This window comes from Rhodoferax sp. GT1R46, assembly GCF_056521285.1.
The window spans coordinates 244,012-257,051 of the sequence record NZ_JBWMBC010000007.1 but is presented as its reverse complement, the minus strand read 5'-3'; the positions used below and the strand labels follow the sequence as shown (position 1 = coordinate 257,051).

Genomic DNA, 13,040 nt, shown 5'->3' with positions numbered 1-13,040 from the left:
GACCCCTGACAAGGGGGGCCTCCGGCGGCCTGGCAGGGGCCTGTTTAAAAAATCCCCAGAACCAAGAACCGCCAGGTTCAATGCTCAGGGAAATTACAGAAAGGATGTTGCACTAACACACGGTATGGCTTCTATCGTTGTTCACCTATATAAATCAGTCACTTACGCCATGCCCGCTGAGACACCATTTAATCCCATCTGTCGTCAAACTACCGACCGATGTCACAGCCCTCTTGCAAAACGCTGTCATCACTTTCTGCTATCCGGTCATGAGCCCGGGTTGATAGAAGTCCGCTTGGGGTCGATTGTGTGAATTGGCCAAACGGCCATGGCCGACAGCTATTGCCCTACAGAGTCGGTCAAAGAAGCGATCCAGTTTGCTACATTGACGAGGCTAGAGCTGAAGATCGACCGGGATTAACCAATGGTTCATGAGGCCACCAACACGTTCGAGTGCATACATTGCAATCTACTTAATTTTAGGCACAGACCCAATGGTCATAAAACCATCTAGGTAAAACAGCCTGGGCACAACGAAGGCACAAAACAAAAATGGCCCACCGAAGTGAGCCATTGTGTCGTGGAATTCCACGTATCTATTGGTTGCGGAGGCTAGATTTGAACTAACGACCTTTGGGTTATGAGCCCAACGAGCTACCAGGCTGCTCCACTCCGCGTCAAGACCTAAATTATAACCTATTTACGCTACCGTTGCATCATCTGCAGCAACAATTTCTGCAGCACGATCAACTAATTCCACCAACGCCATCGGCGCATTATCGCCAACACGGAAACCCATCTTCAAAATACGGGTGTAGCCGCCTGGACGCGCGTTGAAACGGGGGCCCAAGTCATTGAACAGCTTGGTCACGCTATCGCGATCGCGCAGCCGGTCAAATGCCAGACGGCGATTGGCAACAGTGGCCACTTTGGCCAAAGTAATCATCGGCTCAATTACGCGACGCAGCTCTTTGGCTTTTGGAACGGTAGTTTTGATGACTTCATGCTCGATAAGCGAATTCATCATGTTGCGCAACATCGCCAAACGATGTGAGCTGGTGCGATTGAGTTTACGTAGACCGTGTCCGTGACGCATGGTAGATTTCCTTAGTATTTAAAAAAGCAGCCGTATCAGGTACTGCTCTTGGCACGGAACCCCGAGGGGTTCAATAATTAACGCTTTTCGAGCGCTGCAGGCGGCCAGCTTTCGAGCTTCATGCCCAAAGTGAGACCGCGGGAAGCGAGTACTTCCTTGATTTCATTGAGTGACTTACGGCCCAGATTAGGGGTCTTAAGCAACTCATTTTCGGTGCGCTGAATCAGGTCACCGATGTAATAAATGTTCTCCGCCTTCAGGCAATTTGCCGACCGAACCGTCAACTCAAGCTCATCAACCGGACGCAGCAGAATCGGATCGAACTGCGTATTTCCGCGTGGTGCCGGTGCATCGAATGCAGCCAGCTCACTACCTTCAAGCTGAGCAAATACAGCCAGTTGCTCTACCAAAATCTTGGCAGAGGCCCGAACGGCATCTTCAGCCGAGACTGCGCCGTTAGTTTCAATTTCGACCACCAGCTTGTCCAGATCGGTACGCTGCTCGACGCGAGCGCTCTCAACGGTATAGCTAACGCGTTTGACCGGCGAAAACGACGCATCCAACACGATACGACCAATGGACTTGTTTGGCTCATCCGCGTGACGGCGCATGGTACCAGGCACGTAACCGCGCCCCTTTTCAACCTTGATCTGCATGTCCAGCTTGCCGCCGTGAGACAAATTGGCAATGACGTGACCGGGATTAATAATTTCGACGTCGTGAGGCGTCTGGATGTCCGCAGCAGTAACAACACCCTCCGTATCCTTGCGCAAACTCAGGGTCACTTCATCGCGATTGTGCAGCTTGAAAACCACACCCTTGAGGTTCAACAAAATGTTGACGACATCTTCCTGAACTCCATCGATTGATGAGTACTCGTGCAGTACGCCAGCGATGGTGACTTCCGTCGCCGCGAAACCCGGCATGGAAGACAGCAATACGCGACGCAGCGCGTTACCGAGGGTGTGGCCATAGCCACGCTCGAATGGCTCCAGCGACACTTTGGCGCGGTTCAACCCGAGTTGTTCTACGCTAATGGATTTGGGTTTCAGCAAACTGTTTTGCATGCAGACTTCCTCTCAATACCCCCGACTCGTTACGTCGGTAAGGCTGGTGAAGCACCTTGGCCGCAGAATCCTGCGGCCAAGGAACGATTTCTAAGATTCAAACGCGATTAGCGTGAATACAATTCGACGATCAATGATTCATTGATGTCGGCACCGAACTGGTCACGATCGGGGACGGACTTGAACGTACCCTCGGCCTTGTCAAGGCTAACCTCAACCCAAGCAGGCATGCCAACTTGTTGAGCGAGTTGCAGCGCCTCGACCACACGGTTCTGCTTTTTGGACTTCTCGCGCACGGCGACAACATCGCCAGCCTTCACGAGGTACGACGGAATATTCACAGAATTCCCATTAACCGTGATGGCCTTGTGCGAAACCATCTGACGGGCTTCTGCACGCGTCGAACCGAAACCCATGCGATAGACGACGTTGTCCAGACGGGATTCCAGCAAAGACAGCAGGTTGGCACCCGTGTTGCCCTTACGGCGGTCAGCTTCTTCGAAGTAGCGGCGGAACTGGCGCTCCAAAATGCCGTACATGCGTTTGACTTTTTGCTTTTCGCGCAACTGCAAACCGTAATCAGACGTACGGGCACCGGAAGTGCGTCCGTGTTGACCAGGCTTGGAATCAAATTTCGCCTTGTCACCAATGGCGCGACGTGCGCTCTTGAGAAACAGGTCGGTGCCTTCACGGCGTGATAGTTTGGCCTTGGGGCCGAGGTAGCGTGCCACTTGAACTTCCTTTATGTCATCTGCCGCACAGAAATGCGGGAGCCATCAGCGGCTGCTGATGGCGGTGGGCTTGTTAAAAATTAGATCCGGCGACGCTTTTGAGGGCGGCATCCGTTATGTGGAACTGGCGTGACATCGGCAATCATGTTGATACGGATGCCCAGTGCGGCCAGTGCACGAACCGAGGACTCGCGACCGGGACCGGGGCCCTTGATCTCAACGTCCAGGTTCTTGATGCCTTGCTCAAGAGCTGCACGTCCTGCCACCTCGGAAGCCACCTGAGCAGCGAACGGAGTGGACTTGCGGGAGCCCTTAAAACCTTGACCACCCGACGACGCCCACGACAAGGCATTACCCTGACGATCAGTGATCGTGATGATGGTGTTATTGAACGAAGCGTGTACGTGCGCAATGCCGTCCGCTACGTTTTTACGAACTTTTTTGCGAACGCGCTGAGCTGCGTTATTTGCGGGAGCTTTTGCCATAGTGGTCTCTCAATCCCTGTTATTTCTTCAATGACGCAGCAGCCTTACGCGGGCCTTTGCGAGTACGTGCATTCGTGCGGGTCCGTTGACCTCGCATGGGAAGACCACGGCGATGACGGAAACCGCGATAGCAACCGATATCCATCAAACGCTTGATGTTCATCGTCGTCTCACGACGCAAATCACCCTCAATCGTGAACTGAGCGATCTGATCCCGGATTTTTTCCAGATCACCATCGGTCAGGTCTTTGACCTTCTTGGAATAAGCAATGCCACAAGCTTCGCAAATTTTGCGAGCGCGTGTGCGACCGATACCAAAAATGGCGGTCAGGCCAATCTCGGAATGCTGTTGCGGCGGAATATTGATGCCAGCGATACGTGCCATTTTCGTCCTCTAAAACTCTTGCAATTAACCCTGGCGCTGCTTATGGCGCGGGTCGGTACAGATCACACGCACAACACCCTTACGGCGGATGATTTTGCAGTTGCGGCAAATCTTCTTGACCGAAGCTGAAACTTTCATATTTCTCTCCTAAAACTTTTCGCTCCGTTCCGACTTTGATTCGCGCGGAACATGCGCTGTTACTTTGCTTTGAAAACAATCCTCGCACGACTTAGCTCGTACGGGTTTGATCCCACTGTCACTTAGCCACTTGGCAATTTGCGAATCTAGTGAACCCGCATTTTCCCAGCAATGTGACCCAAAACCACATGGCCATTTTCAGCTTCACGCGAAATGTCGCGTTGGGGAGATTTTTTATCACCTCTCCCGGCTTCTGAACAACATCGTCATCAGACGTCTGTCTTCGGTCGCCTCAGGAAGCCTTAAAGTTAGCCTTCTTTAACAATGACTCGTACTGTTGCGACATCATGTAATTCTGCACCTGGGCCATGAAATCCATGGTCACCACCACAATAATCAGTAGCGACGTGCCCCCGAAATAGAACGGCACGTTGTACTTCAAAATCAGAAACTCCGGCAACAAACACACCAGCGTGATGTAGATCGCACCAGCCAATGTCAGCCTCAACAATATCTTGTCGATGTACTTCGCGGTCTGGTCTCCAGGTCGGATACCCGGTATGAACGCACCGCTCTTCTTCAGGTTGTCTGCCGTCTCACGGCTGTTGAAGACCAACGCGGTGTAGAAGAAACAGAAGAAAATAATCGCAGCGGCATACAACATCACATACACCGGTTGTCCTGGACTCAATGTGCTCGCGATGTCCTTCAGCCAGCGCATAGAGTCACCCGAACTAAACCAGTTCGCTACCGTCGCCGGAAGCAATATGATGGATGACGCAAATATCGGAGGAATCACACCCGCCATGTTCAGCTTCAAGGGAAGGTGCGACGATTGCCCACCGTAGACCTTGTTACCCACCTGACGTCGAGCGTAATTCACCAGTATCTTTCGCTGCCCACGCTCCACGAACACCACAAAATACGTTACCAAGGCCACCAGCACAACAACTAACAGTGCAACGATGATACTCATAGCGCCAGTACGCACCAGCTCCAGCAGACCACCAATCGCATTGGGCAAGCCTGCGGCGATACCACCAAATATCAGGATGGAGATGCCATTGCCAAGCCCGCGCTCGGTAATCTGCTCACCCAACCACATCAAAAACATCGTACCGGCGGTCAACGTAACCACCGATGTCATCCGGAAAGCAAACCCAGGTGTAATCACCAAGCCCGCAGAAGACTCTAAGGCCAACGCAATCCCAAGAGACTGGAACAACGCCAGTCCGAGCGTCCCGTACCGCGTGTACTGCGTAATTTTCCGCCGTCCGGCTTCGCCTTCCTTTTTCAACTGCTCAAAAGTGGGCAACACATACCCCAACAGTTGCATGATGATCGACGCCGAAATGTACGGCATGATCCCCAGCGCAAAAATTGTGAACCTCGACAGGGCTCCACCAGAAAACATGTTGAAGAGACTCAGGATTCCGCCCTGCTGTCCCTTGAACAACTGCTGCAGCTGTGCTGGGTCGATTCCCGGCACAGGTATGTGCGCGCCGACCCGGTACACGACGAGCGCCAGCAACAAAAACACGAGGCGGCGACGCAAATCGCCGAACTTCCCTGTTTTTGCTATTTGAGCTGCGTTAGTTGCCACTTGTTTTATCTTTCAGCTTATCGAATTAGGCAACACTGCCACCAGCAGCTTCAATAGCCGCTTTGGCACCAGCAGTTGCACCGATACCATTGAGCTTCACGGCTTTCGAAATTGTTCCGGTGTTGATAACCTTCACAACCTTGGCCATTTGACCCACCAGTTTCGCCTGCTTCAAAGTCAACAGATCGACCTCGGGCATACCAATCGCCTCCAGTGCCGTCAGAGTAACTTCAGCGTTGAACTGGAGCAAATGGGATTTGAAACCGCGCTTTGGCAAGCGGCGATGCATAGGCATCTGACCACCCTCAAAACCGACCTTATGGTAGCCGCCGGCACGGGATTTTTGTCCCTTGTGACCGCGACCTGCCGTTTTGCCGATTCCTGATCCAATTCCGCGTCCCACGCGGCGCTTGTAATGCTTTGCGCCATCAGCAGGCTTAATGCTATTGAGTTCCATCATTAACCTCTTAAAGCACCTTGACCAGGTAACTGATCTTGTTAATCATGCCCCGAACTTCGGGCGTATCGACCAGCTCGCTGGTGCTACGAATCTTGCGCAGACCCAATCCGCGCACAGTAGCGCGATGAGATTCTTTGCAACCAATTGGACTGCGGACCAATTGGATTTTTACGGTTTGTTGTGTAGTCATTTTGAAGTCCCCGATCAAACGAAGATCTCTTCTACAGTCTTGCCGCGCTTGGCTGCAACCTGCGAAGGTGTCGTAGACACCGACAGAGCATCCAGAGTGGCACGGACCATATTGTAAGGATTGGAGGAACCATGGCTTTTTGCCACGATGTCCGTGATACCAATCACTTCAAACACAGCGCGCATCGGACCGCCGGCAATGATGCCCGTACCCTTGGGGGCAGGAGCCATCATGACGTTTGCAGCGCCGTGGTGACCCATCACTTTGTGGTGAATGGAACCGTTTTTCAGCGTTACCTTGATCATGTTGCGACGGGCTTCTTCCATAGCCTTCTGCACTGCAGCAGGCACTTCCTTGGATTTGCCCTTGCCCATGCCGACGCGACCTTCGCCGTCACCCACAACAGTCAGCGCAGCAAATCCGAGGATTCGACCACCCTTAACCACTTTGGTAACGCGATTGATCGCGATCATTTTTTCGCGCAGTCCGTCTTCAGGCCCTTCAGCCTTACCCTGCATTTTCGCTTGAACTTTAGCCATCTTTATTTCCGATCTGCTTAGAACTGCAAGCCAGCTTCACGTGCCGCATCAGCCAACGCCTTGACGCGGCCATGGTACGCAAACCCTGCACGATCAAACGCGACTTTCTCAACACCAACCGCCTTGGCCTTTTCAGCCAGACGCTTGCCAATAATTTGGGCTGCGGAAACATTCCCGCCTTTGCCCGAACCACCCAACGACTTGCGAACTTCGAGTTCGGCCGTTGAGGCAGAAGCCAAAATCTTTCCACCGTCGCCAGAGATAACACAAGCGTAGATGTGCAGATTGGTCCGGTTTACCGACAACCTCGCAACGCCTTGGTTGGCAATGCGGATGCGGGTCTGACGTGCCCTGCGAAGGCGCTGCTCTTTTTTGGTCAACATGATGCAGCTCCTTATTTCTTCTTGGTTTCTTTGATCGTGATCTTCTCGTCCGCATAGCGGATACCCTTGCCCTTGTAGGGCTCAGGTGGACGAACAGCACGAATCTCTGCGGCGATTTGACCAACGCGCTGGCGATCAGCACCTTTAATCAAAATTTCGGTTGGCGTTGGCGTCGCAACGGAGATACCAGCAGGCATGTCGATATTGACAGGATGCGAGTATCCGACTGCGAGGTTCAACTTGGCGCCAGCGGCCTGGGCTTTGTAACCCACACCAATCAGGCTGAGCTTCTTTTCGAAACCCTTTGTGACGCCCACAACCATGTTATTCACCAACTGACGCATGGTGCCGGACATGGCATCTGCCTCACGGGAATCATTGGCGGGAGAGAAGCTCAGCTTACCAGCGTCACTAACAACCTTTACCAAGGCGTTGAGCGTCAACTGCAGCGAGCCGCCTGCACCTTTCACACTGATCTGAGCGTCTTTGATAGACACGTCGACACCAGCTGGCACCAGAACGGGAAGTTTACCTACACGGGACATTTTTAATTTCTCCTCTATGTAGCGTTAAGCGACGTAACACAAGACTTCGCCACCGACACCGGTAGCGCGAGCCTTGCGATCGGTCATCACACCCTGAGGTGTTGTGATGATTGCAACACCTAGGCCATTTTGGACCTGTGGGATTGCATCGCTGCCACGGTAAACGCGCAAACCAGGACGGCTCACACGCTCAATGCGTTCGATTACTGGGCGACCAGCGTAATATTTCAAGACAATTTCCAGAGCAGCTTTGCCGTCTGTTGTGGAAACTTTGAAACTGTCAATGTAGCCTTCGTCTTGCAACACTTGCGCAATGGCAATCTTCACTTTGGAAGATGGCACCGAAACAGTGGTTTTGGCCACCATCTGTGCATTGCGGATGCGTGTCAACAAGTCAGCAATTGGATCACTCATGCTCATGGTTCGTTCTCCTATCGCTTACCAGCTGGCCTTGACTATGCCGGGGATTTCCCCTGCAAAGGCCATTTCACGAATCTTTGCCCGAGCCAGACCGAAGTGCTGGAACGTACCACGTGGACGGCCAGTGATGGCACAACGGTTACGTTGACGGGTTGGGTTTGAATTGCGCGGGAGTTTTTGCAAACCCAGACGAGCCGCTGCGCGCTCGTCATCGGTACGCTTAAAGTCACCGGCAATTGCCTTGAATTCAGCGTATTTCTTGGCGTACTTTGCCGCCAACTGATCACGCTTCAGCTCTCGCTGGATTAAAGCCATTTTAGCCACGAGTCACCTCAGTTCTTGAACGGGAAACGGAAGCCAACGAGAAGCGCCTTGCACTCTTCATCGGTCTTTGCCGTCGTGGTAATGCTGATATTGAGACCACGCAAGGCATCAACCTTGTCATATTCAATTTCAGGAAAAATGATCTGCTCTTTGACGCCGATGTTGTAGTTACCGCGGCCATCGAATGCTCGACCCGAGATACCACGGAAGTCACGAACACGCGGCAGAGCCACGGTAACGAAACGGTCCAGGAACTCATACATCTGCACACCACGCAAAGTCACCATACAACCAATTGCCTGGTTTTCACGAATCTTGAAACCCGCGATAGCTTTCTTGGACATGGTAACCACTGGCTTTTGACCAGCAATCTTCGTCAGGTCACCCACTGCGTTGTCCATAACCTTCTTGTCGGCTACTGCTTCACTCACACCCATATTCAGGGTGATCTTGGAGAGACGCGGCACCTGCATCGGAGATGTGTAGCCAAACTTGGCCATCAACTCAGGCGCTAATTTTTCGCGGTAAATTTGTTGCAAACGAGCCATGGTTATGCCACCTTGATTTCTTCGCCGCTCGACTTGTAAACGCGAGTGCGCTTACCGTCAGCCAGCATCTTGATACCGACACGATCCGCCTTGCCAGTCGCAGCGTTGAAAATCGCTACGTTGGACTGATGGATGGGCATTGTCTTTTCAACAATACCGCCGACCGCACCCTTGAGCGGGTTTGGCTTGGTGTGTTTTTTCACCAAGTTGACACCGTCGACGACCAGCATGGTCTCGTCTTTGCGCAGGGAAACAGTCCCGCGCTTACCCTTATCACGGCCTGTGATAACGATGACTTCATCGCCTTTGCGAATCTTATTCATGGCGCGTCCTTACAAAACTTCAGGAGCCAAAGACACAATCTTCATGAACTTTTCGGTACGCAATTCACGCGTCACGGGTCCAAAGATGCGGGTGCCGATAGGCTCCAATTTGGCGTTCAGCAACACAGCAGCATTGCCATCAAACTTGACCAAGGAACCGTCGCTACGACGAATACCCTTGGCAGTGCGAACCACAACCGCACTGTAGACCTCGCCTTTTTTGACGCGTCCACGTGGAGCAGCTTCTTTAATGCTAACTTTAATAATGTCACCGACACTTGCGTAACGACGCTTCGAACCACCCAGCACCTTAATGCACAGGACGGATTTAGCGCCGGTATTGTCGGCAACTTCTAATCGAGATTCAGTCTGGATCATTTCAATATTCCCAACTTGCACCAGGAGTGACACCTACCGACCATCGGAAAGCACCAACACCAAGTCAGTCTTGGGCCCGTTGTCTACAACACAAACCACTCGTGCTGCATCCATTTGGGCAGAAACTTCGTACTTTTACAAGCGAAGCCCGCTAGTATGCCACCGTTTTTAGTCCTGGTCAAACATTTTTCTTCAAGCACTCACAAATGTTCGCCAAAAAAGCGCCGCAAAGCGCAACAAACGGCCTGCGACAATGGCTTCCGCAGCACAACAGAGGATCACATGACTGAACGCATTGCATTTATCGGCGGAGGCAATATGGCCAGCGCCATCATCGGCGGCCTGATCAACCAGGGATTTGCGCGCGATCAGATTGACGTGGTCGAACCCTTTGCCCCAGCCCAGGAACTGCTTCAGTCCCGATTTGGAATCGCTGCGCATCCGCAGGGCGATTCATTTCTGAACCAAGCATCGCTGGTTGTGTGGGCGGTAAAGCCCCAAACCTTCCGGGAAGCAGCGCTTCAGGTCGCGGCGCATACGCGCAATGCGGTGCATCTGAGCGTTGCAGCGGGCATTCGCAGCGACAGCATTGCCCGCTGGCTGGAGAACGAGCGGATCATCCGGTCCATGCCCAATACGCCCGCACTGATAGGCAAAGGCATCACCGCCCTGTACGCGCGCCCTGCCGTTACAGGGGCGGACCGGCAACTGGCCGAGCGGGTTATTGCCACCACCGGTGAGTACTTGTGGCTCACCAAGGAGGAACAGCTGGATGCCGTGACGGCCGTTTCAGGCTCCGGGCCGGCCTATATGTTCTATTTCATGGAAGCCATGACAGAAGCCGGTGTGGAAATGGGCCTTGACGCCACGCAGGCACACAGGCTGGCCGTGGCTACTTTCATCGGCGCTGGTGAGTTGGCCCGCGCATCGACGGAAGCACCCGAGGTGCTGCGTGCGCGCGTGACGTCCAAAGGTGGCACGACCTATGCCGCCATCACTTCCATGGACGAGGATGGTGTGAAGGCCTTGTTTGCAAAAGCCCTGTTTGCAGCCCAGAAACGCGCTACAGAACTGGGACAGGAGTTTGGCGCGTCTTGAAGTGATTCAGGGCTGTAGCCCCCGTGTGTATTGCGCAAGAAGCTCCTATTTCGATAGCGCCTTCCAGAACCCGGGCGCACCGTAATGCTCTTTGAGGAAGTCGATCCACAGTCGCACGCGCAGTGGCAGGTGCTTGCGCTGCGGGAAGACAGCGTAGATGCCGTTGGGTGGGGCGGCATAGTCTTCCAGCACGGCCACCAACTGGCCCGCAGCGATTTCGGATTCCACTTCCCAGGTGCTGCGCCACGCAATGCCATACCCGGCCAGGCACCAGTCGTGCAGCACCTGGCCGTCAGAACAGTCCAACGGGCCCGCAGGCTTCAGATAAGCCACCTCGCCCGTGTCGCTACCCGTGGTGCCCTTCGCACCTGCAGGCAGCCGGAAAGCCCAACCCCGGGTTTGGGACGCGTCGCTGGACAGGGTGAGGCAGTGGAACCGGGCCAGATCTGCCGGGGTCTGGGGTGTCCCATAGCGTGCCAGATAGGCGGGCGTGGCGACGCACAGGCGCCGATTGTCTGCCATGCGCACGCTGACCAAGGACGAATCCGGCATGTCGCCCACACGCACGGCGCAGTCAAAGCCTTCCCCCGCAATGTCCACCACGCGGTCGGACAGGTTGAGGGAAATGGTCACCTCTGGATGAAGCTCGCGGAACCGGGGAACCAGGGGGGCTACATGGCGACGGCCAAAACCGGCGGGCGCCGTGATACGCAAATGCCCGCTCGCCTTGACGCCGCCCGCACTCACGCTGGCCTCGGCATTGGCCAGATCCGCCAGCAGACGCTGGCAGTCCTCAAGAAAGGCACTGCCCTCATGTGTCAGTGTCATGCGGCGGGTGGTGCGCAACAAGAGCTTGACGCCCAGGCGCTCTTCCAGCGCATCGAGCCGGCGACCCATGATGGCAGGCGCCACTCCCTCGGCAATGGCGGCCGCCGTCAGGCTACCGCGCGTGACCACCGATACAAACGATTCAAGTTGCTTCAGCTTGCTCATGGCGACAGATTCAACACGCCGTCCTGCTGCATGTCGGCAATTTCGTCCTCGGAATACCCCAAGCTGTGCAGCAACTCAGCACCATGCTCTCCCAGTCGGGGTGGATTCAGGCGCACGCCAGGCCGCGCGCCATCCAGCGTCAGCGGCAGCAAGGGCACCGTCGTTTGCCGGCCATCGGGCAAGGTCATGGGAGCCAGACCGCCGGTTTGCAGCAAATGCGGATCGTCAAACAGGTGCTGTGGGTCAGTAATCGGGGCAAAAGGCAATCCGCTCTTCTCAAACACCGCAGCCAATTCAGCCGCCGTGTGCTGCGCCATGCGCTCACGCATCTGGGGAATGAGCCAGCCCCGCGCCCGCACCCGGTCATTGTTGGTGGTCAAGCGGATGTCCTGCTGCCAGTCTGCAAAACCAAAGGCCTGACAAAACGTAGCCCACTGGGTATCGCCCACCACGGCCAGAAAAATCTGTTCGCCGTGCATGACGCTGAAGACGTCGTAAATTCCCCAGGGCGAAATTTTCTCGGGCATGGGCGCGGCCGCTTTGCCCGTCACCGCGAACTGCATCATGTGCTGAGCGACCAGAAACACATTGTTTTCAAACAAGGCCGACTGCACCTCCTGGCCCATGCCCGTGGTGGCGCGCTGCATCAGCGCCGCCATCGCGCCAATGGCACCAAACATGCCGCCCATGATGTCGTTCACGCTGCTGCCTGCGCGCAGGGGGTCACCGGGGCGGCCGGTCATGTAGGCCAGGCCCCCCATCATCTGCACCACTTCATCGAGGGCGGTTCGGTGGTCATAGGGGCCGGGCAAGAAGCCTTTGTGGCTGACGTAGATCAGGCGCTCGTCGCGTGTGCGCAGGGTGGCATAGTCCAGCCCCAGCTTTTGCATGGTCTCGGTCTTGAAGTTTTCGCTCACGATGTCGGCGGTGGCAATGAGCTTAAGCACTACTTCGCGGCCCTTGGCGCTCTGCAGGTCCAATGAGAGGCTTTTCTTGTTTCGGTTGAACAGGGGGTAAAAACCAGCGCCCGAACCCAGCAGCTTGCGCGTGCTGTCCCCGGCCAGCGGCTCCACCTTGATCACCTCAGCGCCCAGATCGGCCAGCACCATGCCGCAGGTGGGGCCCATCACCATGTGGGTGAACTCGACGACGCGAATACCGTGAAGGGGAAGATTTTTTGATTCAGCCATAGCGCTTTAGACTACCTGTGTTTTTGTCATGAATAGATTAATATTTATCCATATAGTTTTTCATTAAGTATGGAATAAAGTACCTTAGTACTTTGGCCGCTCTTGCACGCCCTGCGCGCAAGATGCTTGTCACACCTGATTTTT

General features: G+C 54.4%; 20 protein-coding genes, 1 tRNA gene and 1 pseudogene. 1 reads left to right on the top strand and 21 read right to left on the bottom strand.

What is annotated here, in order from left to right:
• Positions 1 to 600 precede the first annotated feature (600 nt).
• The 19 genes and pseudogenes from AC097W_RS16170 to rplN form a co-directional block, all read right to left on the bottom strand.
• Positions 601 to 677: transfer RNA gene (locus tag AC097W_RS16170), tRNA-Met, on the bottom strand.
• Positions 678 to 700: 23 nt separating this feature from the next.
• The gene (gene rplQ / locus AC097W_RS16165) at positions 701 to 1,096 is read right to left on the bottom strand and encodes a 50S ribosomal protein L17 (RefSeq protein ID WP_479603644.1); all 396 of its coding nucleotides are present in this window, start codon (positions 1,094 to 1,096) and stop codon (positions 701 to 703) included.
• A 77-nt stretch (positions 1,097 to 1,173) separates the two neighbouring features.
• Positions 1,174 to 2,163, bottom strand: a complete 990-nt coding sequence (locus AC097W_RS16160; RefSeq protein WP_479603643.1) for a DNA-directed RNA polymerase subunit alpha — start codon at positions 2,161 to 2,163, stop codon at positions 1,174 to 1,176.
• A 107-nt stretch (positions 2,164 to 2,270) separates the two neighbouring features.
• Positions 2,271 to 2,894, bottom strand: a complete 624-nt coding sequence (gene rpsD / locus AC097W_RS16155) for a 30S ribosomal protein S4 (protein ID WP_479603642.1) — start codon at positions 2,892 to 2,894, stop codon at positions 2,271 to 2,273.
• 80 nt (positions 2,895 to 2,974) lie between these two features.
• Positions 2,975 to 3,379 carry a 30S ribosomal protein S11 gene (gene rpsK / locus AC097W_RS16150; protein WP_029706489.1) on the bottom strand — a complete coding sequence of 135 codons (405 nt, stop codon included), beginning with the start codon at positions 3,377 to 3,379 and terminating at the stop codon, positions 2,975 to 2,977.
• Between the two features lie 19 nt (positions 3,380 to 3,398).
• Entirely contained in the window at positions 3,399 to 3,764 is a 366-nt protein-coding gene (gene rpsM, locus AC097W_RS16145) for a 30S ribosomal protein S13 (RefSeq protein WP_296697827.1), read from the bottom strand.
• A gap of 24 nt (positions 3,765 to 3,788) precedes the next feature.
• Positions 3,789 to 3,902 carry a 50S ribosomal protein L36 gene (rpmJ, locus tag AC097W_RS16140; protein ID WP_012348927.1) on the bottom strand — a complete coding sequence of 38 codons (114 nt, stop codon included), beginning with the start codon at positions 3,900 to 3,902 and terminating at the stop codon, positions 3,789 to 3,791.
• A 59-nt stretch (positions 3,903 to 3,961) separates the two neighbouring features.
• Positions 3,962 to 4,143: pseudogene (infA, locus tag AC097W_RS16135) on the bottom strand (translation initiation factor IF-1).
• Between the two features lie 51 nt (positions 4,144 to 4,194).
• A complete protein-coding gene (secY, locus tag AC097W_RS16130; RefSeq protein ID WP_479603641.1) occupies positions 4,195 to 5,505 on the bottom strand; it encodes a preprotein translocase subunit SecY in 1,311 nt (436 codons plus the stop codon).
• A gap of 25 nt (positions 5,506 to 5,530) precedes the next feature.
• Complete coding sequence (gene rplO, locus AC097W_RS16125) at positions 5,531 to 5,962, bottom strand: 50S ribosomal protein L15 (RefSeq protein ID WP_479603640.1); 432 nt, start codon at positions 5,960 to 5,962, stop codon at positions 5,531 to 5,533.
• A 10-nt stretch (positions 5,963 to 5,972) separates the two neighbouring features.
• Positions 5,973 to 6,155, bottom strand: coding sequence for a 50S ribosomal protein L30 (rpmD, locus tag AC097W_RS16120; RefSeq protein ID WP_479603639.1), 183 nt, complete (start codon positions 6,153 to 6,155; stop codon positions 5,973 to 5,975).
• Between the two features lie 14 nt (positions 6,156 to 6,169).
• Positions 6,170 to 6,694, bottom strand: a complete 525-nt coding sequence (rpsE, locus tag AC097W_RS16115) for a 30S ribosomal protein S5 (RefSeq protein WP_479603638.1) — start codon at positions 6,692 to 6,694, stop codon at positions 6,170 to 6,172.
• A gap of 17 nt (positions 6,695 to 6,711) precedes the next feature.
• Positions 6,712 to 7,077: a 50S ribosomal protein L18 gene (gene rplR, locus AC097W_RS16110; RefSeq protein ID WP_479603637.1), complete on the bottom strand. Its 366-nt coding sequence runs from the start codon at positions 7,075 to 7,077 to the stop codon at positions 6,712 to 6,714.
• A gap of 11 nt (positions 7,078 to 7,088) precedes the next feature.
• Positions 7,089 to 7,622 carry a 50S ribosomal protein L6 gene (gene rplF, locus AC097W_RS16105; RefSeq protein ID WP_479603636.1) on the bottom strand — a complete coding sequence of 178 codons (534 nt, stop codon included), beginning with the start codon at positions 7,620 to 7,622 and terminating at the stop codon, positions 7,089 to 7,091.
• A 24-nt stretch (positions 7,623 to 7,646) separates the two neighbouring features.
• Positions 7,647 to 8,042: a 30S ribosomal protein S8 gene (gene rpsH / locus AC097W_RS16100; protein WP_479603635.1), complete on the bottom strand. Its 396-nt coding sequence runs from the start codon at positions 8,040 to 8,042 to the stop codon at positions 7,647 to 7,649.
• An 18-nt stretch (positions 8,043 to 8,060) separates the two neighbouring features.
• Positions 8,061 to 8,366, bottom strand: coding sequence for a 30S ribosomal protein S14 (rpsN, locus tag AC097W_RS16095; protein WP_479603634.1), 306 nt, complete (start codon positions 8,364 to 8,366; stop codon positions 8,061 to 8,063).
• An 8-nt stretch (positions 8,367 to 8,374) separates the two neighbouring features.
• The gene (gene rplE / locus AC097W_RS16090; protein ID WP_479603633.1) at positions 8,375 to 8,914 is read right to left on the bottom strand and encodes a 50S ribosomal protein L5; all 540 of its coding nucleotides are present in this window, start codon (positions 8,912 to 8,914) and stop codon (positions 8,375 to 8,377) included.
• A gap of 2 nt (positions 8,915 to 8,916) precedes the next feature.
• A complete protein-coding gene (rplX, locus tag AC097W_RS16085) occupies positions 8,917 to 9,237 on the bottom strand; it encodes a 50S ribosomal protein L24 (RefSeq protein ID WP_479603632.1) in 321 nt (106 codons plus the stop codon).
• A 9-nt stretch (positions 9,238 to 9,246) separates the two neighbouring features.
• On the bottom strand, positions 9,247 to 9,615 hold the full coding sequence (rplN, locus tag AC097W_RS16080; RefSeq protein ID WP_117178124.1) for a 50S ribosomal protein L14: 369 nt from the start codon (positions 9,613 to 9,615) through the stop codon (positions 9,247 to 9,249).
• A gap of 282 nt (positions 9,616 to 9,897) precedes the next feature.
• Here rplN and proC point away from each other — a divergent pair, with 282 nt between their 5' ends.
• Positions 9,898 to 10,713 carry a pyrroline-5-carboxylate reductase gene (proC, locus tag AC097W_RS16075; RefSeq protein ID WP_479603631.1) on the top strand — a complete coding sequence of 272 codons (816 nt, stop codon included), beginning with the start codon at positions 9,898 to 9,900 and terminating at the stop codon, positions 10,711 to 10,713.
• Between the two features lie 45 nt (positions 10,714 to 10,758).
• On the opposite strand, the gene AC097W_RS16070 is transcribed toward proC, so the two are convergent.
• Together AC097W_RS16070 and AC097W_RS16065 are read right to left on the bottom strand one after the other, a co-directional pair.
• The gene (locus tag AC097W_RS16070) at positions 10,759 to 11,706 is read right to left on the bottom strand and encodes a LysR family transcriptional regulator (RefSeq protein ID WP_479603630.1); all 948 of its coding nucleotides are present in this window, start codon (positions 11,704 to 11,706) and stop codon (positions 10,759 to 10,761) included.
• Complete coding sequence (locus AC097W_RS16065) at positions 11,703 to 12,896, bottom strand: CaiB/BaiF CoA transferase family protein (protein ID WP_479603629.1); 1,194 nt, start codon at positions 12,894 to 12,896, stop codon at positions 11,703 to 11,705. The genes AC097W_RS16070 and AC097W_RS16065 overlap by 4 nt, the downstream gene beginning before the upstream one ends.
• Positions 12,897 to 13,040 lie beyond the last annotated feature (144 nt).

What these genes read in the sequence shown, in the direction of transcription:
- rplQ (WP_479603644.1), bottom strand. Translation starts at nt 1,096, where the DNA reads ATGCGTCACGGACACGGTCTACGTAAACTCAATCGCACCAGCTCACAT.
- AC097W_RS16160 (WP_479603643.1), bottom strand. Translation starts at nt 2,163, where the DNA reads ATGCAAAACAGTTTGCTGAAACCCAAATCCATTAGCGTAGAACAACTC.
- rpsK (WP_029706489.1), bottom strand. Translation starts at nt 3,379, where the DNA reads ATGGCAAAAGCTCCCGCAAATAACGCAGCTCAGCGCGTTCGCAAAAAA.
- rpsM (WP_296697827.1), bottom strand. Translation starts at nt 3,764, where the DNA reads ATGGCACGTATCGCTGGCATCAATATTCCGCCGCAACAGCATTCCGAG.
- rpmJ (WP_012348927.1), bottom strand. Translation starts at nt 3,902, where the DNA reads ATGAAAGTTTCAGCTTCGGTCAAGAAGATTTGCCGCAACTGCAAAATC.
- rplO (WP_479603640.1), bottom strand. Translation starts at nt 5,962, where the DNA reads ATGGAACTCAATAGCATTAAGCCTGCTGATGGCGCAAAGCATTACAAG.
- rpmD (WP_479603639.1), bottom strand. Translation starts at nt 6,155, where the DNA reads ATGACTACACAACAAACCGTAAAAATCCAATTGGTCCGCAGTCCAATT.
- rpsE (WP_479603638.1), bottom strand. Translation starts at nt 6,694, where the DNA reads ATGGCTAAAGTTCAAGCGAAAATGCAGGGTAAGGCTGAAGGGCCTGAA.
- rplR (WP_479603637.1), bottom strand. Translation starts at nt 7,077, where the DNA reads ATGTTGACCAAAAAAGAGCAGCGCCTTCGCAGGGCACGTCAGACCCGC.
- rplF (WP_479603636.1), bottom strand. Translation starts at nt 7,622, where the DNA reads ATGTCCCGTGTAGGTAAACTTCCCGTTCTGGTGCCAGCTGGTGTCGAC.
- rpsH (WP_479603635.1), bottom strand. Translation starts at nt 8,042, where the DNA reads ATGAGCATGAGTGATCCAATTGCTGACTTGTTGACACGCATCCGCAAT.
- rplE (WP_479603633.1), bottom strand. Translation starts at nt 8,914, where the DNA reads ATGGCTCGTTTGCAACAAATTTACCGCGAAAAATTAGCGCCTGAGTTG.
- rplX (WP_479603632.1), bottom strand. Translation starts at nt 9,237, where the DNA reads ATGAATAAGATTCGCAAAGGCGATGAAGTCATCGTTATCACAGGCCGT.
- rplN (WP_117178124.1), bottom strand. Translation starts at nt 9,615, where the DNA reads ATGATCCAGACTGAATCTCGATTAGAAGTTGCCGACAATACCGGCGCT.
- proC (WP_479603631.1), top strand. Translation starts at nt 9,898, where the DNA reads ATGACTGAACGCATTGCATTTATCGGCGGAGGCAATATGGCCAGCGCC.
- AC097W_RS16070 (WP_479603630.1), bottom strand. Translation starts at nt 11,706, where the DNA reads ATGAGCAAGCTGAAGCAACTTGAATCGTTTGTATCGGTGGTCACGCGC.
- AC097W_RS16065 (WP_479603629.1), bottom strand. Translation starts at nt 12,896, where the DNA reads ATGGCTGAATCAAAAAATCTTCCCCTTCACGGTATTCGCGTCGTCGAG.